This window comes from Shewanella sp. SM73, from assembly GCF_025653795.1.
In the GTDB taxonomy this organism is placed as follows: domain Bacteria; phylum Pseudomonadota; class Gammaproteobacteria; order Enterobacterales; family Shewanellaceae; genus Shewanella; species Shewanella oncorhynchi.
In genome coordinates this window covers 92,599-114,591 of record NZ_JAKKRY010000006.1, presented here as the reverse complement: position 1 = coordinate 114,591, position 21,993 = coordinate 92,599, and the positions used below count along the sequence as shown (strand labels likewise).

The window sequence follows — 21,993 nt, the reverse complement described above, 5'->3', positions numbered from 1 at the left end:
ATCTTCTGACATTGGTCTTTTCGGATAGAAAATGAAGGCTTGAAATTAATGACGCAAGTTTTGCCAGTGAGTAAAATCGTAAGTGTTCGTATTACAGGAGTAAATGCGTGTTTGAACTGATTGCTGGCACTAAACGCCTTGCGTTATCTTCGCCCATTGTGATGGGTATTCTTAATGTCACTCCCGATTCTTTTTCCGACGGTGGCCAATATTCTTCCTATGAGTTTGCTTGTCAGCATGCCGATGATATGGTGGCTCAAGGCGCGGGAATGATAGACATTGGCGGTGAGTCGACAAGACCTGGCGCCGTCGAGGTGAGCTTAGCCGATGAACTTGCGCGGGTGATCCCGTTGGTGAAATATGTTGCGGCGCACCATGATGTGTGGATTTCGGTCGATACCAGTAAACCTGAAGTCATGCGTCAAGCTGTTGCTGCGGGCGCACATTTGATTAACGATGTGCGTGCCCTGATGGAGCCTGGTGCGCTTGAAGCTGCTGCAGAGTTGCAAGTCCCTATATGCTTAATGCATATGCAAGGCGAACCCCAAAGCATGCAATTTGCACCGACTTACCATAATGTTATTGAAGAAGTTTCTGCCTTTTTAACTGAGCGGATTGAAGCTTGCTTGCGAGCAGGGATCCCCCGTGAATTATTAATACTCGATCCGGGATTTGGTTTTGGTAAAAGCTTAGAGCATAACTATGAATTACTGGCGAAGCTCGACTGTTTTGCCCAGTTTGATTTACCGATATTGATAGGATTGTCTCGTAAGAGCATGATAGGAAACCTCTTAGCAAAACCGACCTCAGAACGTCTTGCTGGGAGCCTTGCTGGCGCTATGATAGCGGCCCAAAAGGGCGCTCATATCATTCGTGTGCATGATGTTACTGAAACTGTGGATATGCTCAAGGTGTTACAAGCGACACAAGCGTATTTTTAAGCATCGTTATGCTCTCGTTAAGCATTTAATTAATATTATGATCCCAAATCATTGGGACACATTTGAGTTTGTGGAGCGATATGAAAGAACGTAAATTTTTTGGAACTGACGGTATTCGGGGAAAAGTCGGTTCAGGTCAAATGACGCCTGAGCTTGCGCTTAAGTTAGGTTGGGCGGCGGGGCGCGTGTTATCCCGCAGTGGTACCAAAAAGGTGATTATAGGGAAAGATACCCGTATTTCGGGCTATATGTTTGAGTCAGCATTAGAAGCTGGCCTTTCTGCTGCAGGCCTTAATGTGATGTTAATGGGACCTATGCCAACGCCAGCAGTAGCCTATTTGACGCGCACGTTTCGCGCCGAAGCTGGGGTGGTGATCAGCGCGTCACACAATCCGTATTACGATAACGGTATTAAGTTTTTCTCCACCGACGGCAGTAAGTTAGACGATAACCTAGAGCTAGAAATTGAAGCCGAGCTTGAAAAGCCCCTCGTTTGTGTTGAGTCGCATCTATTGGGGAAGGTATCGCGTATTGAAGATGCCCGTGGCCGTTATATTGAGTATTGCAAAGGTAATTTTCCTGCAGAACACACGTTAACTGGGCTAAAAATTGTGGTTGATTGTGCCCATGGCGCAACTTATCACATAGCGCCAGCTGTGTTTCGTGAGTTAGGCGCCGAGGTGATTGCCATTGGTGATAAACCCAACGGGATGAACATCAATGATAAAGTGGGCGCGACGTCCATGGGTAAAATTTGTGAAACCGTTCTAGCCGAAAGTGCCGATTTAGGTATTGCACTCGACGGTGACGGTGACCGTATTATGATGGTCAACAGCAAAGGCGAAGTGATCGACGGCGATCAAATTTTATATATTCTGGCCTGTGATGCGAAATCCCGTGGCGTATTACGCGGTGGTGTAGTTGGTACGTTAATGTCAAACCTTGGGCTTGATCTCGCCTTGCAAGCATTAGACATCCCCTTTGCGCGTTCGAAAGTGGGCGACCGTTATGTGATGGAACTACTTAAAGAACTCGATTGGCGCATTGGCGGTGAAAATTCAGGGCATATCCTCAATCTTGATCACGGCACAACTGGTGATGGCATAGTTGCGGGGATTTTAGTGTTAGCGGCTATGCGTCGTCAGGATGCCACGCTAGAAGAACTGACTTCTGCGATGGAAATGTTGCCGCAGGTGTTAGTCAATGTGCGCTTTGAAGGCGAACATGACCCTCTTAAGTCAGATAAAGTTAAAGCGGCGCAGGCACAGGTTGAATCTCAACTGGGCGTGCGTGGCCGAGTATTATTACGTAAGTCAGGTACTGAACCTTTGATCCGTGTCATGGTTGAAGGTGACGATCATAGTGCAGTATTGGCGCACGCAAATTTGATTGCGGATGCGGTAAAATCGGCAAGCTAATATTTGCTAATTTTGTAATGAGTGCGGCTGATACCAATTTAAAATTAAGGTGTTAGCTGCACAAATGAACAGAAAACAGCTTTGGCGTGTAAAAAATAAGCATTCCAACCTGATATCTGAAAAAATTCGAATTTAGCTATTGTAACTTAATAAGTGGTTCGCTATTATTCACGCCGCTTTCAGAGGAGACAGTGATGGCACTCAGACGTCCTATGGTAGCTGGCAATTGGAAGATGAACGGCAGTGCGGCATTAGCCCAAGAGTTGTTCAAGAAATTTGCCTCTAAGCTCCAAAATGATTCAGCTGAAGTGGTTTTATGCCCGCCTTCTATCTATCTAGAGAGCGTTAGGCAACTGCTAGAAGCAAACAAGGAAGCGTTAGACGGTTCACTTGTTAGGATGGGCGCACAAAACCTAAGTCAACATGACTTTGGCGCTTATACCGGAGAAGTTTCAGGTCAGATGCTCAAAGATTCAGGATGTCGATATGTAATTATCGGGCATTCAGAACGTCGCCGTATGTACGGAGAGACGAGTAATATCGTAGCGGAGAAATTCGCCGCTGCACAAAAGCATGGCTTAACCCCAATTTTATGTGTGGGTGAGTCAGGTCCAGCACGTGAAGCAAGACGCACCTTTGAGGTGATTGCTGAAGAGTTGGATATAGTGATCCAGAAAAATGGCACTATGGCTTTTGATAACGCTATTATCGCCTACGAGCCGCTTTGGGCTGTAGGAACAGGTAAAAGTGCTACACCAGAGCAGGCACAAGAAGTTCATGCGTTTATTCGCAAACGCCTCTCTGAAGTGTCTCCGTTTATCGGAGAAAATATCAGGATTCTCTACGGTGGTAGTGTGACACCGAGTAATGCTGCAGATTTATTTGCCCAACCTGATGTTGATGGTGGACTGATTGGCGGTGCTAGCTTAAACTCTAGCGAGTTTTTAAGTCTGTGTACCATAGCGATGAGCGCATAATATGTATGAAGTTCTAGTAGTTATTTACTTGTTGGTTGCATTAGGTCTAATAGGCTTAGTATTAATTCAGCAAGGTAAGGGAGCTGACATGGGGGCCTCTTTTGGCGCCGGTGCATCAGGTACTCTTTTTGGTTCAAGCGGTTCAGGTAATTTCCTGACACGCAGTACGGCGATTCTTGCCATTGCGTTTTTCACTTTAAGTCTGCTTATTGGTAACTTAAGTGCAAATCACGCAAAAAATGAAGATTCATGGAAAGATTTAGGTTCAGACACTGAACAGGTTACCCAACCTGTTGAGCAAGGAACCCAAAAGTCAGAAACGAAAATTCCTGACTAGTAAAAGGTGTCGCCGAGGTGGCGAAATTGGTAGACGCGCAGCCTTGAGGTGGCTGTGACCTAACGGTCGTGCGGGTTCAAGTCCCGCTCTCGGCACCAAATATAACTAAGATAGACGAGATAAGTTCTCTCTTAGTTATTGCAAGAAATGACGATAGTCAATATACTTGCACACAGTTGACGCGGGGTGGAGCAGCATGGTAGCTCGTCGGGCTCATAACCCGAAGGTCGTCGGTTCAAATCCGGCCCCCGCAACCAGCTCCTAGTAACGAATAGTTTTTGAATTCGTTATGGTTTACAGGTTCTTGAAATTAATGACCTCGTGATTACGGGGTTTTTTGTTATCTGGGACTTTTAAATTTGTCGCATGCTTCGTATGTGGCGTTGTACTAGGGCTATTAAGCCCTTTTTTGTTTTTTCGGGGGTCAATCTTGGCAACGTTAGAATTCAGACTGGCAGAAATGCTCAAAGTACCTGTGGAAGCATTAGGCTTTCAGCTGTGGGGCATTGAATATGTTCAAGCGGGTAAGCATTCCACACTGCGAGTGTTCATTGATGGTGAGAATGGTATCAATATTGAAGATTGTGCCAATGCAAGTCGCCAAGTCAGTGCTGTACTCGATGTTGAAGATCCTATTTCTACAGAATATACCCTAGAGGTTTCTTCGCCAGGCGTAGATAGACCCTTATTTACTGCTGAGCAGTACGCGGGCTATGTAGGCGAGGATGTAAAGCTTCAATTGACTATGCCGGTTGACGGTAGTCGTAATTTAAAAGGCGCCATCACTGCGGTCGACGGGCAAATGCTCTCGCTGAAAGTGAATGGTAAAGAGTTAGTTGTCGCATTGGATAATATCCGCAAAGGCAACTTAATCGCTAAGTTTTGATGGTTTCAAGGTGAACGAGGCAAGACGAGATGAATAAAGAGATTCTGCTAGTCGCTGAGGCGGTTTCAAATGAAAAGGCCGTTCCACGCGAGAAAATTTTTGAAGCGCTAGAGATTGCTCTGGCCACAGCAACCAAGAAAAAGTACGAAGGTGATATTGACGTTCGTGTTGCTATCGACCGTAAAACCGGTGGTTATGATACTTTCCGTCGTTGGATGGTAGTTGATGATCACGGTGAAGCGTTAGAAAACCCTTATCGTGAAATCACGTTAGAAGCGGCACGTTACGAAAATCCGGACATCCAACCTGGCGAGTTTATCGAAGACGATATCGAGTCAGTGGTGTTTGACCGTATTACCACTCAAACCGCTAAGCAAGTGATCGTACAGAAAGTACGTGAAGCTGAACGTGCACAAGTGGTTGAGCAGTTCCAAGATCAAGAAGGTGAGTTAATCACTGGTGTGGTCAAAAAAGCGACTCGCGAGAGCGTAGTGGTTGACTTAGGCAATAACGCTGACGGCGTATTGTTCCGTGAAGACTTAATTTCACGCGAATCTTTCCGTCCTGGTGACCGTGTGCGTGCATTATTGTACTCAGTACGTCCAGAAGCTCGTGGTGCACAGTTATTCTTAAGCCGTACTAAACCTGAAATGCTGATCGAGCTTTTCCGTGTTGAAGTGCCTGAAATCGCTGACGAACTGATTGAAATCATGGGCGCTGCTCGTGATCCAGGCGCTCGCGCTAAGATTGCCGTTAAGTCGAATGATCGCCGTATCGATCCTATCGGTGCGTGTGTGGGTATGCGCGGTGCGCGTGTACAAGCCGTTTCGAATGAACTGGGTGGCGAACGTGTTGATATCGTGTTGTGGGATGATAATCCAGCACAATACGTGATCAATGCCATGGCGCCAGCCGATGTTGCCTCTATCATAGTCGACGAAGATAACCATTCTATGGATATCGCTGTTGAAGCCGATAGTTTGGCACAAGCCATTGGACGTAATGGCCAGAACGTACGTTTAGCAACACAACTGACTGGTTGGGTTCTGAACGTTATGACAGTGGAAGATATGAATAAGAAACATCAGGCAGAAAGTGCCAAGGTGGTTGATTTATTTGTTAACTCACTGGATGTCGATGAAGATTTTGCACAAGTACTGGCAGATGAGGGCTTTACGTCGCTCGAAGAAGTTGCCTATGTGCCTGTGTCTGAACTATTGGCGATTGACGGTTTTGACGAAGATCTCGTCGAAGCTTTACGTGAACGTGCAAAAGCGGCGATCTCAACTCGAGCTCTCGCTACTGAAGAAGCACTGGATGGTGTGGAGCCAAGTGAAGAGTTGCTAGCACTTGAAGGTGTTGAAAGACACTTAGCCTATGTTTTCGCTAGCAAAGGTATTGTGACTCTAGAAGACTTGGCTGAACAAGGCATTGATGATTTGATCGAAATTGAAGAATTGACAGAAGAAAAAGCAGGTGAGCTCATCATGGCAGCCCGCAATATCTGTTGGTTTGGCGAAGAAGCATAAGTCGATCAACAGGGGGATTTAACTGATGGCAGATACTACCGTAGAGAAATTGGCCACGGAAGTGGGTAAAAGTGTTGAACGTCTGATTGAGCAATTCTCTCAGGCTGGAATTAAGAAAGGCCAAGCTGATAAAGTGACTGAAGCTGAAAAGCAGCAGTTACTGGATTATCTGAAAAAGCAGCACGGTGGCGAAAATGCGCCAACGAAAATGACGCTGCAGCGTAAAACCGTATCGACCCTAAGTGTGGCCGGTAATGGTGGTCAATCTAAAGATGTTAAAGTTGAAGTTCGTAAAACACGAACTTTCGTTAAGCGTGATGCTAATGAGGCTACTCTGAAGGCTGAAGAAGAAGCGAAGGCCGAAGCAGAAGCTTTGGCAAAAGCAAAGGCCGAAGCAGAAGCTGCTGCGGCAGCAAAAGTGAAAGCTGAAGCAGATGCTAAGGCAAAAGTGGAAGCAGAAGCCAAGGCGAAAGCTAAAGCAGCAGCCGAAGTGAAAGTGGTTAAAGATATGTCACCAGAAGCAGAAGCGGCTCGTCTAGAAGCTGAACGTTTAAAAGCGGCGCAAGAAGCGGCAACTAAACGTAAGCAAGACGAAGAAGCGGCTAAAGCGGCAGAAACTGCTCGCTTACTCGCTGAAGAACATTCTAAGCGCTGGGCCGAAGAAGAGCGCCAACGTTTAGAAGCCGAGAAAAACGGTGATCATCACATCACGACATCTAAAGTAGCTCGTGCTGCTGAAGATACTTCTGATCTGGATGAAGAAAAACGCGGACGTCGTGCTCGTAACAAGAGCAACGCGAAAAAACGTGGCGGCAAAGATGCCCGTGACGGCCGTGAAAAGCACATGCGTAACCGCAGTACTGCACCTGAGTCTATGGCGCATGGCTTCAATAAGCCTGTGGCAGCAGTGAGCCGTGATGTGCGTATCGGTGAAACTGTTACTGTTTCTGAACTTGCGCATTTAATGGCAGTGAAAGCGACTGAAATCATCAAACAGATGATGAAAATGGGTTCTATGGTCACGATCAACCAAGTGTTGGATCAAGAGACTGCCCAGCTAGTTGCTGAAGAAATGGGTCACAAAGTTGTGCTTATCCGTGAAAACGAACTTGAGCACCAAGTGCTACAAGACCGTGATGATGAAGATGGCATTAAGCTAGAATCTCGTGCACCGGTTGTGACTATCATGGGTCACGTTGACCACGGTAAGACTTCGTTACTCGACTACATTCGCCGCGCTAAAGTGGCTGCTGGCGAAGCCGGTGGTATTACTCAGCATATCGGTGCATACCATGTTGAAACTGAAAATGGCATGATCACTTTCCTTGATACTCCTGGTCACGCCGCGTTTACCGCAATGCGTGCCCGTGGTGCCAAGGCAACGGATATTGTTGTGCTAGTTGTTGCTGCCGATGACGGTGTAATGCCGCAAACAATCGAAGCTATTCAACATGCTAAAGCTGGTAACGTGCCATTAATCGTGGCTGTGAACAAGATGGATAAACCGGAAGCGGATATCGATCGCGTTAAGAGCGAATTGTCACAACACGGTGTTATGTCTGAAGATTGGGGTGGAGACAACATGTTTGCCTTCGTTTCAGCTAAGACAGGTGAAGGCGTTGATGAACTGTTAGAAGGTATCTTACTGCAAGCTGAAGTTCTCGAACTGAAAGCGGTACGTGATGGTATGGCTGCCGGTGTGGTCATTGAATCACAATTGGACAAAGGTCGCGGCCCTGTGGCTACGATTCTGGTTCAAGAAGGTACGCTGCGCCAAGGTGATATCGTTCTGTGTGGTCTTGAGTACGGTAAAATTCGTGCAATGAAAGACGAAAACGGTCGTTCAATCACTGAAGCGGGTCCATCTATTCCTGTTGAAATTCTAGGTCTGTCAGGCGTTCCGTCTGCAGGTGATGAAGCAACAGTCGTACGTGACGAACGTAAAGCTCGCGAAGTTGCCCTGTATCGTCAAGGTAAGTTCCGTGATGTGAAACTGGCACGTCAGCAAAAATCTAAGCTAGAAAACATGTTTGCGAACATGACAGACGGCGAAGTGAAAGAACTGAACATCGTTCTTAAAGCAGACGTACAAGGTTCACTCGAAGCGATTACTGATTCGTTAACAGGTTTGTCTACCGACGAAGTGAAAGTGAACATCATCGCTCGCGGTGTGGGTGCACTGACTGAAACGGATGCAACCTTAGCGGCTGCCTCTAACGCTATCATGGTTGGCTTTAACGTACGTGCCGATGCACAAGCCCGTAAGACTATCGAAAGTGAAAGTGTTGATTTACGTTACTACAGCGTTATCTATAATTTGATTGATGAAGTTCGTGCAGCGATGACAGGTATGCTGTCTCCTGTGTTCAAACAACAAATTATCGGTCTGGCTGAAGTTCGTGATGTGTTCAAGTCACCTAAGCTGGGTGCAATTGCTGGCTGTATGGTGACCGAAGGTACCATCAAGCGTAGCGCGCCAATTCGCGTACTACGTGATAACGTTGTTATCTACGAAGGTGAACTCGAATCGCTACGTCGCTTCAAAGACGACGTTGCTGAAGTTCGCAATGGTATGGAATGTGGTATTGGCGTTAAGAACTACAACGATGTTCGCGTAGGCGACCAAATCGAAGTATTCGAAACCGTCGAGATTGCTCGTACTCTGTAACGATAATAAGGGCGGCTTTAGCCGCCCTTATCAATTTAAGCTATGGTAAGAAATATTATGGCAAAAGAATTCAGTCGTACTCGTCGAATCGCTCAGCAGCTTCAGCAAGAACTTGCTCAAGTGCTACAGCGCGACATGAAAGATCCTCGTATTGGCTTTGTGACTGTGAATGACGTCGACGTCTCTCGCGATCTCAGCTATGCCAAAGTGTTTGTGACTTTTTTCGAAGAAGACAAAGCTGTCGTTCAAGAAAAGCTAAACGCTTTGATCAGCGCAGCTCCTTATATCCGCACTTTAGTGGCGGGTCGTATGAAGCTGCGTGTCATGCCTGAACTGCGTTTTATCTACGATAGCTCGCTAGTTGAAGGTATGCGCATGTCTAACTTAGTTAGCCAAGTGATCAACCAAGACAAAGCGAAGCAACAGCAATTTGGCAGCGAAGACGCATCGGTTGAAGATGAAGTCTTAGGTGATGATATTGCTGATGACGCAGATGAAACGGAAGGTAAAGATTAATGGCTCGTCGTCCAAAAGGTCGTTTTATCGATGGGATAGTGCTGCTGGATAAATCCACTGGCATGAGTTCTAACTTTGCATTGCAAAGGGTAAAGCGCTTTTTTAATGCGAATAAAGCTGGGCATACGGGCGCACTCGATCCGTTAGCGACAGGTATGTTACCTGTATGCTTAGGCGAAGGGACTAAGTTTTCTCAGCATCTATTGGATGCCGATAAACGCTACTTAGTCACGGCAAAGCTTGGCGAACGGACAGATACCAGTGATTCCGATGGTGAAGTGGTGCAAACCCGCGCCATTGATTTTACCGAGGCGCAGCTATTAACTGCGCTTGATTTCTTCCGTGGTGAAACTCAGCAAGTGCCTTCTATGTATTCCGCGCTGAAATATCAGGGTCAGCCCCTGTATAAATATGCTCGTGAAGGTATAGAAGTGCCGCGTGAATCTCGCCCTATTACGGTATTTGAGCTAAATTTCATCGGTCTTGAAGGCGATGAGCTGACCTTAGACATTCATTGTTCTAAGGGCACTTATATTCGCACTATCATAGACGATCTCGGTGAGATGCTCGGTTGTGGCGCCCATGTGATTATGCTGCGCCGCACCCAAGTTGCACAGTATCCCTATGCCAGAATGGTCACTTTAGAACAACTTGAAGCGCTAGTTGCTCAAGCACATGAACAACAGATAGATCCGAGCGTATTACTCGACCCTCTGTTATTGCCTATGGACACGGCCGTGGCCGATTTTCCAGAGGTGAATGTGCCGGATGCGATAGCTCCTTACTTAATGCAAGGTCAAGCGGTTCGTGTACCGGTTAATGCAGAATTGAAAACCGATGAGTTGGTACGTATCACTTTAGGTGATATTCGCCGGTTTGTGGGGATTGGCACAATGAACGAAGATGGCTTATTAGCGCCGAAACGACTCATTGTTATCCATGACGAACCTGCAGAAACGCATTAGCCCGCTATCCATCGACAAATGATTAAATTAGTTGATGCATTAGTCCCTGCCTTTTATTGCGCTAGGGTGGGTTTATGGGTAAAATAGCGCGCCCTCTGGCTGAGTTAGTGATCGGCTAGAGATTCATATTATTTATTTGGAGATATACATGTCACTAAGTCCTGAAGCAAAAGCAAAAATTTTGGCTGATTTTGGCCGTTGTGAAAACGACACTGGTTCAACTGAAGTTCAAGTTGCTTTGTTAACTGCGCAAATCAACCATTTGCAAGATCACTTCAAAGAGCACATTCATGATCACCACTCACGTCGTGGTCTGTTACGTATGGTTAGCTCACGTCGTAAGTTAACTGCTTACCTGAAACGTACTGATTTAGCACGTTACACTGCTCTGATCCAAAAGTTAGGTCTACGTCGTTAATTTCGCGTCGACTAACGTGAAAAAGGAGGCTTAGCCTCCTTTTTTATTACCTAAAATCCAACAGAATATTGATTGTGTAAACGAGAGATATAAAGAAGTTACAGTCTAATGTTTAGGTCCGTTATGCTTAGCTTGATGTGATTAAGCATCGAATCGAAACTTAAGTGCCAATGTAAGTATCCTAAGCCCCACGTAAACCATCAAGACTACTTATTGTTGCTGTTTGTGTTGCTATATACAGCGCTTCAAATTCTGCTTGGGGTAGAGGTTGACTAAAATAGAAACCTTGGCCGACTTGGCACTGATTTTCTTTCAACCAATCCAATTGCTGCTCGTTTTCAATGCCTTCGGCCACAATGGTCAAATTAAGCTGCTTTCCCAACATTAAAATGGTCGATGCAATTGCGCTATCCCCTGGTAGATCGGAAACGAAACAACGATCGATTTTCATGGTAGTGATAGGCAAATGGCGCAGGTAACAGAGTGAAGAATACCCTGTGCCAAAGTCATCGACGGCAATACCAAATCCGGCTGATTTCAATTGTTCAAGCTTAGCGATAGCGAGTTCAATGTCGTTCATCAACGAGGTTTCAGTGATTTCAATTTCCAGCAACTCGGGTTGGATTTGATAGCGTAATGCCATCTGTTTGATATCGGGAACTAAACTTGCATCGGCAAATTGCTGTGAGGCAACATTAATCGCAATTGGGATGGCATAGTTATATTTTTTCTGCCATTCCCTAAGTACTTTACAGCTTTGCTCTATCACCCAACGACCTATAGGAATGATGATACCGGTCTCTTCCGCGACGGGAATAAAGGAAATGGGGCTGATGAGTCGTCCGTCTTTTTGCCAACGGATCAAGGCTTCACAGGCGATGACTTTGCCCGTTTGCAGATCAAGTTTCGGTTGGAAATACAGTAAAAATTCATTGTTTTTTAACGCATCATGTAAAGATGCTTCAGTGCGTAAACGAACTGCTGCTCGCTCAGTCATCTGTTGTTTGAAGAAGGCCCATTGATTCGAGCCTGCAGCTTTCGCGCTGTACATGGCAATGTCAGCGTGACGGATCAAATCTTCAGCGCTGTTACCATCTTCGGGATAAATAGAAATCCCAATCGATGCGGCAGGATGAATTGCATGTTCATTTAATTGAATCGGGACATTGAGCTGGATCAGTAGCTTATCTACAAAATCTGCTGCTTGGTCTGGGGTGTGAACTGTATCGGCCAGAATAACGAATTCATCGCCACCTAAGCGGGAAACTGTGCCTTTATCACCAACGAAGCGTTCGAGAATACGGGCGATACGAGCGAGGAATTGATCGCCTAATGCGTGGCCAAGGGAATCGTTGATATTCTTAAAACGGTCTAAGTCGATAAACATCAATGCAAAGCTGCGTTTGTGTACTCGCGAGCGTTGGATAGTGACTGCGATGGTTTCAAGCAATAATGTGCGGTTAGGTAAACCCGTTAGCGGATCTCGGGTCGCCATTTTGCGCAGTTTGGACTGGGTTTGGCTAAATTGAATAAGAATTTGGTTGAATTTTGAGGTTACTAAGCCGAGTTCATCATCCTTGTGTGCGTTGGACATAGGTAAGAGATTTTCATCTGGAGAGTCGGGTTCGATCTTATCTATGGCCTCACTGATGCGTGCGATAGGCTGAGTCAGGAAGCGATGGAATACCACGGACAGCACTAAGGTGAGTAAGAGTGCACGAGCGAGAGTAGCAAAAAAACTAAATCTTAACTGCGAGAAGAGGGTGTTTGTTAGTTCTTGGGTATCGTAGAAAACCGTCAATGTACCAATGAGTTGCTGTTGTTGGGTACCTTCAAAATAAAAAGGCCTATACAAAGGGCGAGAAATTTCTTTGAGATCATCAAATAATTTATTACTTAAACTGATAAAAGTCTGTGAGTTATTCTGCTTATTATTACTGACAGAAACAAACATTGAGCCATCGTCCAGCTCAATCACCGCCGAGCCAACATGTTCGACTTTGATGGCACCCTCTAAAGTTTGACGGGCTAAATTATCATCTAATGCCCATACGGCATTTGCTGCAGGTTGTTCAACTGAATCAAGGAGTTCTTGCAGAGTGGTCGTGAGTTGTTGTTTGGTTGATACGACGACTAAAGCGATTTCAACAATAAAAATGGCAATGGCAAAAAATAGGGCAGTAAATACGACTAGGTTAGTTTGTTTCCACGTCAGTGACTTAAAACGGCCTGTCATCGGGCGCATCCTTCATGATAATTATTCACCATCGGCGAGATTTTCCGTATCAATATAAACCGCAACTCTTTGTTGATTTAACCACTTTAGTGAAAAGTTACGTATTTGTCATCATTATCTGCTCTTTATCTATTGATCCGAATTGCAGTATACTTACGCGCGTAATTCAAGGTCATTAATTAAGGAATGGGTCACGTGAATCCTATTGTAAAGAGTTTTGAGTATGGTCAACATACAGTCACCCTGGAAACAGGTGTTATAGCGCGTCAAGCTGATGCAGCCGTTTTAGCGAGTATGGGTGACACGACAGTGTTAGTCACTGTTGTCGGTAAAAAAGATGCAGATGCAGGCCGTGACTTTTTCCCTCTGACTGTTAACTATCAAGAAAAAACCTACGCAGCGGGTAAAATTCCTGGTGGTTTCTTTAAGCGTGAAGGCCGTCCTTCAGAAGATGAGACATTAATCGCTCGTCTGATCGATCGTCCAATTCGCCCTCTTTTCCCTAATGGTTTCAAAAACGAAGTTCAAGTTATCATTACCGTAGTATCTGTCGATCCACAAATCGAGCCAGATATCATCTCCATGATCGGTACTTCTGCGGCACTGGCTATTTCTGGTATTCCATTCAGCGGTCCTTTAGGTGCTGCACGTGTGGGTTACATTGATGGCGAATACGTGTTGAACCCAAGTGTTGCACAACTTGCAACCAGTCAACTGAACTTAGTGGTTGCTGGTACTGCTGGTGCAGTATTAATGGTGGAATCAGAAGCCCAAGCATTACCAGAAGAAGTGATGTTAGGTTCTGTAGTTTACGGTCACGATCAACAACAAGTGGTTATCAAGGCGATTGCTGAATTTAAAGCAGAAGCCGGTAAACCAACTTGGGATTGGACTGCACCAACGCAAGATGCCGATTTAGTTGCCCAAATCAAAGAGCTTGCTGAAGCTGGTTTAGGTGATGCGTATAAAATCCAAGTTAAACAAGATCGTTATGCTCAAGTTTCTGTAGTTAAAGCAGCAGCAAAAGAAGCCTTGTTAGCGAGTAATCCAAGCGTTGATTTACGTGAAGTTGACAACTTACTGGGTAGCTTAGAGAAGAAAGTGGTTCGTGGTCGCATCATCCGTGGCGAGCCACGTATCGATGGTCGTGAACCAGACATTATCCGTGCCTTAAGTGTGTTAGCGGGCGTATTGCCACGTACTCACGGTAGCGCATTGTTCACTCGTGGCGAAACTCAAGCGTTAGTCACTTGTACTTTAGGTACTGAACGTGATGCACAGAAGATCGACAGCATCATGGGCGAGCGCACTAACCGTTTTATGCTGCACTATAACTTCCCTCCATACTCTGTTGGTGAAACAGGCATGGTGGGATCACCTAAGCGCCGCGAAATCGGTCATGGTAAGTTAGCATGGCGCGGTATCAATGCTGTTATGCCTTCAGCTGCTGAATTCCCATACAGCGTGCGCGTTGTATCTGAAATCACTGAATCTAACGGTTCAAGCTCTATGGCGTCAGTATGTGGTACTTCTTTAGCGCTTATGGATGCTGGTGTGCCTATCAAGACTTCTGTAGCGGGTATCGCTATGGGTCTAGTGAAAGAAGGCGATGATTTCGTTGTTCTTTCTGACATCTTAGGTGATGAAGATCATTTAGGTGACATGGACTTTAAAGTTGCGGGTACGCGTGATGGTATTACTGCACTGCAGATGGATATCAAGATCGAAGGTATCACTAAAGAAATCATGGATATCGCACTGCAACAAGCCTATGGCGCACGTGTACATATCCTGAACGTGATGGATCAAGCGATTGGTTCACACCGTGATGATATTTCTGATCACGCTCCACGTATCACTGTTATTAAGATTAACCCAGAAAAAATCCGTGACGTTATCGGTAAAGGCGGCGCAGTTATCCGTGCTCTTACTGAAGAAACCGGCACAACGATTGAACTGGAAGATGATGGTACTGTGAAGATCGCTTCTTCAAACGGCGAAGCAACTAAAGAAGCTATCCGTCGTATCGAAGAAATCACATCAGAAGTTGAAGTGGGTCGTATCTACAATGGTAAGGTTATCCGTATCGTTGATTTCGGCGCGTTCGTGAACATTCTGCCGGGCAAAGACGGTTTAGTACACATTTCACAAATCAGTGATGAACGTGTTGCTAACGTGTCTGATCACCTTGAGCTGAACCAAGAAGTTGCCGTTAAGGTGATGGAAGTGGATCGTCAAGGCCGCGTACGTCTGTCAATTAAAGAAGCACAAACGAAAGAAGCTGCTGCTGAATAATGAGTCTTTGACTTATTTATAGGCACACACTTTCTAAGTGATTGCATCAAAAGGAGATCAAATGATCTCCTTTTTTGTTTTGGCATTAAGAAAGTCACTATTAATCTTAATTCCCTAATAGCGGTCCTGTGGTGGGATTGCTATCATGAAGATTCTTCTGCGTATGTTGGGAATCTAAAAAGGTAGAAATGGATGAGTCTTAAAATTAGAACCGCTGTCGTTGCTGTGCTGGCGAGTGCCAGTCTGTTGTTAGCCGGATGCGCAACCACCCAGTCTCCTTTAGATAACCATAATGATGTTGAAGGTAAATTGGTTGTCGCGCCGGTTATGCCTGATTATAAAGTCGAAGTGACACTGGCAAAACTCAACGAGATTTTGGCTACGGTCGAACTGACGAACGAACAGAAAGCCAGATTTCATTACGATCGTGGTGTGATTTACGACAGTGTAGGCTTAAGACTGCTCGCACGGATTGATTTTATGCAAGCGTTAAAACTTCAGCCTGATCTTGCTGATGCCTATAATTTCCTTGGAATTTATTACACCCAAGAAGGTGAATACGACAGCGCCTATGAAGCTTTCGATGGCGTATTAGAGTTAGCACCTAATTATGATTATGCCTATTTGAATCGCGGTATTGCTTTGTACTATGGCGACCGTATTGATTTAGCGACTAAAGATATGCAGGCGTTTTATGCAGGCGATAATAAAGACGGTTATCGGGCATTATGGCTGTATTTGATTGATTTGAAAGCTGACTCCGTTGAAGCTAAAAAACAGTTAGCGCAGCATCGTCAGAATTTAGAAAATGACGCTTGGGCGACCATTATCGTCGATTATTATTTAGGTAAAAAAAGCCGTGATGAGGTGTTTTCTGCCGCAAAAGTAGGCTTAACATATCCGAAAGAATATGCTGAACGTTTATGCGAAGCTTATTTTTACCTTGCAAAAATGGCGATAGAAACTAAGCAATATCAAGATGCGGCTAACTATTTTCGCTTAGCATTGGCAACCAATATCTATGATTTTGTCGAGCATAGATATGCGCGTATTGAACTCGCCAAAGTCAAAGGTTTGCTCGAAGCCACAAAATAACCTCTCTCAGCCCGAGTTCATCTCGGGCTTTGCCTAGCCAAGCTCGAACTGAGGCGCTATAATTTGCGCCTTTTTAGCGATACAAGTGCATAGGTTAACATGTCAGGCAATAAAGTAGAGGTCGATAAACGTCGCACCTTCGCGATCATATCGCACCCCGACGCGGGTAAAACAACCATTACCGAAAAAGTGCTGTTATTCGGAAACGCTTTGCAGAAAGCGGGTACGGTTAAAGGCAAAAAATCGGGTCAGCATGCTAAGTCTGACTGGATGGAAATGGAGAAAGACCGTGGTATTTCTATTACTACGTCTGTCATGCAATTTCCCTATGGTGGCGCCCTTGTTAACCTACTCGATACGCCTGGTCACGAAGACTTCTCTGAAGATACTTATCGTACTCTGACGGCCGTTGACTCATGTTTGATGGTGATCGACTCTGCTAAGGGTGTTGAAGACCGTACTATCAAGTTGATGGAAGTGACACGTCTGCGTGATACGCCGATTGTGACCTTTATGAACAAACTCGACCGCGATATCCGTGATCCTATTGATCTGATGGATGAAGTCGAAAGCGTGCTGAATATTGCCTGTGCACCTATTACTTGGCCTATTGGCAGCGGTAAAGAGTTCAAAGGTATTTACCACATACTGCGTGATGAAGTGGTCTTGTATCAAGGCGGTATGGGACACACGATCCAAGAGCGTCGTGTAATTAAAGGCATTAATAATCCTGATCTTGAGAAAGCGATTGGCAGTTATGCCGCTGATTTGCGCAATGAGATGGAATTAGTGCGCGGCGCGTCGCATGAATTTGACCATGCAGCTTTCTTGAAAGGCGAGTTGACGCCAGTGTTCTTCGGTACTGCGCTAGGTAACTTTGGTGTGGACCATATTCTTGACGGCATCGTCGAGTGGGCACCTAAGCCATTACCGCGCGAAAGCGATACACGCGTTATCATGCCTGATGAAGAAAAATTCACCGGTTTCGTGTTCAAGATCCAAGCAAACATGGATCCAAAACACCGTGACCGTGTCGCCTTTATGCGTGTGTGTTCTGGCCGTTACGAGCAAGGCATGAAAATGCACCATGTGCGTATTGGTAAAGATGTTAACGTTAGCGATGCATTGACCTTTATGGCGGGCGATCGTGAGCGTGCTGAAGAAGCTTACCCAGGCGATATCATCGGTTTACATAACCATGGCACTATCCGTATTGGCGATACGTTTACCCAAGGTGAAAAATTCCGTTTCACTGGCGTACCTAACTTCGCCCCTGAAATGTTCCGCCGTATTCGTTTGCGCGATCCGCTTAAACAGAAGCAGCTCTTAAAAGGCTTAGTACAGTTATCTGAAGAAGGTGCTGTACAAGTATTCCGCCCAATTGATACTAACGATTTGATTGTTGGCGCTGTGGGTGTACTGCAGTTTGAAGTGGTTGTTGGTCGTCTGAAGAGTGAATATAACGTCGAAGCTATTTACGAAGGTATTAGCGTGTCGACAGCTCGCTGGGTTTATTGTAAGGATGAGCGTAAGCTTGAAGAGTTCCGCCGTAAGTGTAGCCAAAACTTGGCACTCGATGGTGGCGATAACCTAACCTATATTGCACCAACTATGGTTAACCTTAATCTTTCGATGGAAAGATATCCTGATATTGAGTTTGCAAAAACCCGCGAACACTAATAGGGTTCGGTTTAGAATAGTGGTTGAAATGGCGGTGAATTCACCGCCATTTTTGTATCTAATGAAAACTAAAAATCGGTTCTGGATGTAAATGATGGCGAATTGGATCACAAAAACATGGCAGGCTTATATTCATTGGTGCGACCGAATGGGGCTGACACCTGAAAATCGTCGCTGTTGCATGCCGCGCCTTGAAGATCCTCCATTAGCGGTAAAATGCGCTAAAGCTTTGGTGGTTGACGCAACGGTATCGCTACCCGAACTTCATTCAATTGGTAAATCGACCGCAGAGTGAGGAATTTGCTGTGATTGATACCCACGCCCATTTGGATTTTGCTGAGTTTGATGTTGACCGCGACGATGTGGTGTTGCGAATGCACAGTGTTGGTGTAGATAATCTGATTATTCCTGGTGTGTCCCCGCGACATTGGCACAAACAGCTTGCCGTTGCCGAACAATACCAAACTTATTTTGCCCTCGGTATTCATCCTTGGTTTTGTCCAGAGGATGTTGATGCAGGGATCTTAGCATTAACATCTCAAGTTTCGGCGTTACTAGAATGTCCTCGCTTTGTTGCTATTGGTGAATGTGGCTTAGATAAGCTCTATTCCTCAACATGGTCTCAGCAGCTCGCATTTTTTGAGGCACAATTAGCTTTAGCTAAGTCCGTTAATCTGCCAGTTATTATTCATAGCGTAAAAGCACATTCAGAGGTTTTAGAGTGTTTGAAAAAGTATCAATTGCCTAGAGGCGGTGTGATACATGCTTTTTCTGGCAGTACTGAAATTGCACTGGAATATATCAAATTAGGTTTTAAGCTGGGAATTGGTGGTTTGATTATGAACCCTAATGCTAAAAAATTGCTCAAAACTGTCAGCGAATTACCACTTCAGCACTTCATACTTGAGACTGACTCTCCTGCAATGACACCGATAAATGTTACTGAAAAACGTAACCAGCCCGCTAACCTTGTTCTTTTTATAGACAAAATTGCCAATTTGCAAAAAAAATCAAGTGTTCTAATATCAGAACACTTGGTGTCGAATGTAATGCAACTGTTTGACCTTTAGCTGTTTTTAAATAAACAGGTGTAGGTCGCACTAGCATTCTGCACTAAGCGATTGAAATTAAACTCCAAAAATATGATCAAAACGACGATTTTCGACTTTGCCTCGGGTATAATCTGACTCGGAAATAGGTTGATTAACAACATAATTAAAAAGTGTTAACAATAGGGTGATGGTTAATGGATATATTAATGAGTTTAGTAGGGGTGGTCACCCTACTTGCGATAGGTTTCCTCCTATCGAATAACAAAAAAGCAATTAATTTACGTACAGTGGGTGGCGCGTTAGCTATCCAAGCTGCCTTCGGTGGTTTTGTACTGTATGTTCCAGTTGGTAAAGACATTCTGAAAGGGATGTCTGATGCGGTTTCTAGCGTTATTGGTTACGCACAAAACGGTATCGGTTTCCTGTTTGGTGATTTAGCTAACTTCAAACTTGGCTTTATCTTCGCAGTTAACGTGTTACCCGTTATCGTGTTCTTCTCTTCTCTGATTGCGGTTCTATATTACTTAGGCGTTATGCAGTGGATCATCCGTATCATCGGTGGTGGTTTACAAAAGGCATTGGGCACAAGCCGTACTGAATCTATGTCAGCAACTGCTAACATCTTCGTTGGTCAGACTGAAGCCCCATTAGTGGTTCGCCCATTCATTCCAACTATGACGCAGTCTGAACTGTTTGCGATCATGGTGGGTGGTTTGGCATCAATCGCGGGTTCAGTATTAGCTGGTTACGCGCAGATGGGTGTACCTATCGAATACTTAGTTGCCGCTTCATTCATGGCAGCACCAGGTGGTCTATTAATGGCTAAACTGATGCACCCTGAAACTGAAGCTGCTAAAAATGACATGAGCGATTTACCAGAAGATCCTGACAAACCAGCTAACGTATTAGACGCCGCTGCTGCAGGTGCTTCATCTGGTATGCATTTAGCCTTAAACGTAGGCGCTATGTTGTTAGCCTTCGTTGGTTTGATCGCTATGGTCAACGGCATTATTGGTGGTGTGGGTGGTTGGTTTGGCGTTGAAGGTTTAACACTTGAACTGATCCTTGGCTATGTGTTTATGCCATTAGCATTCCTTATCGGTGTGCCTTGGAATGAAGCATTAGTAGCAGGTTCTTTCATCGGTCAAAAGATCATTGTTAACGAATTCGTTGCTTACTTAAACTTTGCTCCATATATCTCTGATGCTGCCACTACTTGTACAGCGGTTGCTGCTGAAGTTGTTAAAGGCCTGCCGTTATGCGTTGCTGAAACTCAAGCTGTGATGACTCATAGAACACAAGCGATTATTTCGTTTGCTCTGTGTGGTTTCGCTAACTTGTCTTCAATCGCGATTTTGCTTGGTGGTTTAGGTGCTATGGCTCCTAACCGTCGTCATGATTTAGCTACAATGGGTATTCGTGCGGTTATCGCCGGCTCTTTAGCTAACTTAATGAGCGCAACACTTGCTGGTTTGTTCTTAGCTATCTAAGTAACAGCAGCAGGGGGAAACCCCACTAACTGGGTCCTGACCATGCAGGGCAGGGCCTAAGTTAATTCAACCATTTTCCAGTAGTGATTCCTGTAGTGAATAGTTTCTCCAATTGAAAGATACAGAATGCAACTGAAGTGTAGCTGTCATTCTGTCTTAAATGTCGTGAGTCTACGGTTACGTTAATTAATCGTAATGCAGAAGTCGCGACTTTGTTCACAATTAAGAATTTTGTGTTTGTGATTTTACGCTAGATTATTGAGATTTTTTTTAATCTAGGTAGAATGCGAACGCCACAAAAAGAACGCTACCCTCGATGGTAGCAAACAAGATAAATGGGGTTGATGATGAAAAACGTTAAAACTTTAGCTTTAGCCGCTACTGCAGTAGCAGCAATCTCTGGCAACGCATTTGCTGCTGATCGTACTGATCTTCACGGTACTGATTATAAGTGGATGCAGTTCAACGCTATGTACTCTATTGGTGAAAAGCCAGATAACCCAGCAACAGGCGATCAACATAACTATTTAGAAATGGAATTCGGCGGTCGTTCTGGCGTATTCGATCTATACGGTTATGTTGACGTATTCAACTTAGCAAACCAATCAAGCAGCAACGGTGACAAGAACCCAGGTTCTGGCACAAGCAAAATTTTCATGAAGTTTGCTCCACGTGTGTCTATCGATGCTTTGACTGGTAAAGACTTATCTTTTGGCCCAGTTCAAGAAGTTTACTTCTCTACTCTGTTCAACTGGGACGGTCTGAATGGTGAAGGCGTTAACTCTTCATTCTGGGGTGTTGGTGCTGATGTAAACGTGCCTTGGTTAGGCAAAACAGGTATGAACCTATATGGTTTTTACGACCTGAATGCTAAAGAGTGGAACGGATATCAGTTCTCTGCTAACTGGTTCAAACCTTTCTACTTCTTTGATAACAAGAGCTTCCTGTCATTCCAAGGTTACATCGATTATCAATTCGGTGCAGATGAAGACCAAGCTGCTTTCGTACCAAAAACGTCAAACGGTGGTAACATCTTCTTCGGCCTATACTGGCATTCAGATCGTTATGCTCTGGGCTATGGCTTGAAAGGCTTCAAAGACGTTTATCTGTTAGAAGATGGTGCTGGTGCTCTAGCTCTAGAATCAACAGGTTGGTCACACTACCTGTCAGCAACTTACAAGTTCTAATCTCTTGTAATTATTGCTTGTTGGAGCCGCATTATGCGGCTCCATCTTTAGTTTTACCATGAGTCTTTATCTAAGCCTATTAGGCTAACAAGTGGATTTATATAAAGGTTTGTGTTTTTCTCGCGCTAAAATGGATTTTTCGCGGAAAAGTAGGAGCAAGATTTTATTCGTATCCTCTCTTCCGGTCTTCAAGGATTCAAGTCGTGGTCACTTATAAGTTATTTTAAGTGTCAGGATGCCTATTGTTCTTTATGACTTAGGCAAGATTGAATACCTACAACAAGGTAGTTTGTACAAGCAAAT

18 protein-coding genes and 2 tRNA genes are annotated in these 21,993 nt (G+C 44.9%); 19 read left to right on the top strand and 1 reads right to left on the bottom strand.

The genetic code is table 11. The features are described from left to right. The first annotated feature begins 107 nt into the window (after positions 1-107). From folP to rpsO, 12 genes are all read left to right on the top strand, one after another. Positions 108-941, top strand: coding sequence for a dihydropteroate synthase (gene folP / locus L5M51_RS10790; RefSeq protein WP_263172662.1), 834 nt, complete (start codon positions 108-110; stop codon positions 939-941). An 80-nt stretch (positions 942-1,021) separates the two neighbouring features. Next, the gene (gene glmM / locus L5M51_RS10785; RefSeq protein ID WP_263172660.1) at positions 1,022-2,359 is read left to right on the top strand and encodes a phosphoglucosamine mutase; all 1,338 of its coding nucleotides are present in this window, start codon (positions 1,022-1,024) and stop codon (positions 2,357-2,359) included. A gap of 194 nt (positions 2,360-2,553) precedes the next feature. Next, entirely contained in the window at positions 2,554-3,336 is a 783-nt protein-coding gene (tpiA, locus tag L5M51_RS10780; protein ID WP_006082720.1) for a triose-phosphate isomerase, read from the top strand. Between the two features lies 1 nt (position 3,337). Continuing rightward, positions 3,338-3,673 carry a preprotein translocase subunit SecG gene (gene secG, locus L5M51_RS10775; RefSeq protein ID WP_028761453.1) on the top strand — a complete coding sequence of 112 codons (336 nt, stop codon included), beginning with the start codon at positions 3,338-3,340 and terminating at the stop codon, positions 3,671-3,673. An 11-nt stretch (positions 3,674-3,684) separates the two neighbouring features. Then, positions 3,685-3,771, top strand: a tRNA-Leu gene (locus tag L5M51_RS10770). Positions 3,772-3,853: 82 nt separating this feature from the next. Beyond that, positions 3,854-3,930: transfer RNA gene (locus L5M51_RS10765), tRNA-Met, on the top strand. Positions 3,931-4,103: 173 nt separating this feature from the next. Beyond that, the gene (gene rimP / locus L5M51_RS10760) at positions 4,104-4,559 is read left to right on the top strand and encodes a ribosome maturation factor RimP (protein WP_006082718.1); all 456 of its coding nucleotides are present in this window, start codon (positions 4,104-4,106) and stop codon (positions 4,557-4,559) included. A gap of 29 nt (positions 4,560-4,588) precedes the next feature. Next, positions 4,589-6,088, top strand: a complete 1,500-nt coding sequence (gene nusA, locus L5M51_RS10755) for a transcription termination factor NusA (protein WP_028761452.1) — start codon at positions 4,589-4,591, stop codon at positions 6,086-6,088. A 25-nt stretch (positions 6,089-6,113) separates the two neighbouring features. Then, the gene (gene infB / locus L5M51_RS10750; RefSeq protein ID WP_105251699.1) at positions 6,114-8,756 is read left to right on the top strand and encodes a translation initiation factor IF-2; all 2,643 of its coding nucleotides are present in this window, start codon (positions 6,114-6,116) and stop codon (positions 8,754-8,756) included. Positions 8,757-8,813: 57 nt separating this feature from the next. Then, complete coding sequence (gene rbfA, locus L5M51_RS10745) at positions 8,814-9,272, top strand: 30S ribosome-binding factor RbfA (protein ID WP_105251700.1); 459 nt, start codon at positions 8,814-8,816, stop codon at positions 9,270-9,272. Continuing rightward, a complete protein-coding gene (truB, locus tag L5M51_RS10740; protein ID WP_028761448.1) occupies positions 9,272-10,237 on the top strand; it encodes a tRNA pseudouridine(55) synthase TruB in 966 nt (321 codons plus the stop codon). Before rbfA ends, truB begins: the two co-directional genes overlap by 1 nt. Positions 10,238-10,385: 148 nt before the next feature. Next, positions 10,386-10,655 carry a 30S ribosomal protein S15 gene (gene rpsO / locus L5M51_RS10735; protein WP_028761447.1) on the top strand — a complete coding sequence of 90 codons (270 nt, stop codon included), beginning with the start codon at positions 10,386-10,388 and terminating at the stop codon, positions 10,653-10,655. A 181-nt stretch (positions 10,656-10,836) separates the two neighbouring features. Here the strand turns inward: rpsO and L5M51_RS10730 are convergent, their stop codons facing one another. After that, a complete protein-coding gene (locus L5M51_RS10730; protein ID WP_263172659.1) occupies positions 10,837-12,891 on the bottom strand; it encodes a putative bifunctional diguanylate cyclase/phosphodiesterase in 2,055 nt (684 codons plus the stop codon). 195 nt (positions 12,892-13,086) lie between these two features. On the opposite strand from L5M51_RS10730, the gene pnp reads away from it, so the two are divergent. The 7 genes from pnp (at position 13,087) to L5M51_RS10695 (ending at position 21,690) form a co-directional block, all read left to right on the top strand. Next, complete coding sequence (pnp, locus tag L5M51_RS10725) at positions 13,087-15,186, top strand: polyribonucleotide nucleotidyltransferase (RefSeq protein WP_263172658.1); 2,100 nt, start codon at positions 13,087-13,089, stop codon at positions 15,184-15,186. Positions 15,187-15,378: 192 nt separating this feature from the next. Continuing rightward, positions 15,379-16,281, top strand: a complete 903-nt coding sequence (gene nlpI / locus L5M51_RS10720; RefSeq protein WP_263172656.1) for a lipoprotein NlpI — start codon at positions 15,379-15,381, stop codon at positions 16,279-16,281. Positions 16,282-16,380: 99 nt separating this feature from the next. Next, positions 16,381-17,961 carry a peptide chain release factor 3 gene (gene prfC, locus L5M51_RS10715; RefSeq protein WP_105251704.1) on the top strand — a complete coding sequence of 527 codons (1,581 nt, stop codon included), beginning with the start codon at positions 16,381-16,383 and terminating at the stop codon, positions 17,959-17,961. 91 nt (positions 17,962-18,052) lie between these two features. Then, positions 18,053-18,256 (top strand): hypothetical protein, encoded by a 204-nt coding sequence (locus L5M51_RS10710; protein WP_263172654.1) that lies wholly within the window; start codon positions 18,053-18,055, stop codon positions 18,254-18,256. Positions 18,257-18,266: 10 nt separating this feature from the next. Beyond that, a complete protein-coding gene (locus L5M51_RS10705) occupies positions 18,267-19,031 on the top strand; it encodes a TatD family hydrolase (protein WP_263172653.1) in 765 nt (254 codons plus the stop codon). 176 nt (positions 19,032-19,207) lie between these two features. After that, the gene (locus tag L5M51_RS10700; RefSeq protein ID WP_131523244.1) at positions 19,208-20,503 is read left to right on the top strand and encodes a NupC/NupG family nucleoside CNT transporter; all 1,296 of its coding nucleotides are present in this window, start codon (positions 19,208-19,210) and stop codon (positions 20,501-20,503) included. A 347-nt stretch (positions 20,504-20,850) separates the two neighbouring features. Continuing rightward, positions 20,851-21,690, top strand: a complete 840-nt coding sequence (locus L5M51_RS10695) for an outer membrane protein OmpK (protein ID WP_113939307.1) — start codon at positions 20,851-20,853, stop codon at positions 21,688-21,690. Positions 21,691-21,993 lie beyond the last annotated feature (303 nt).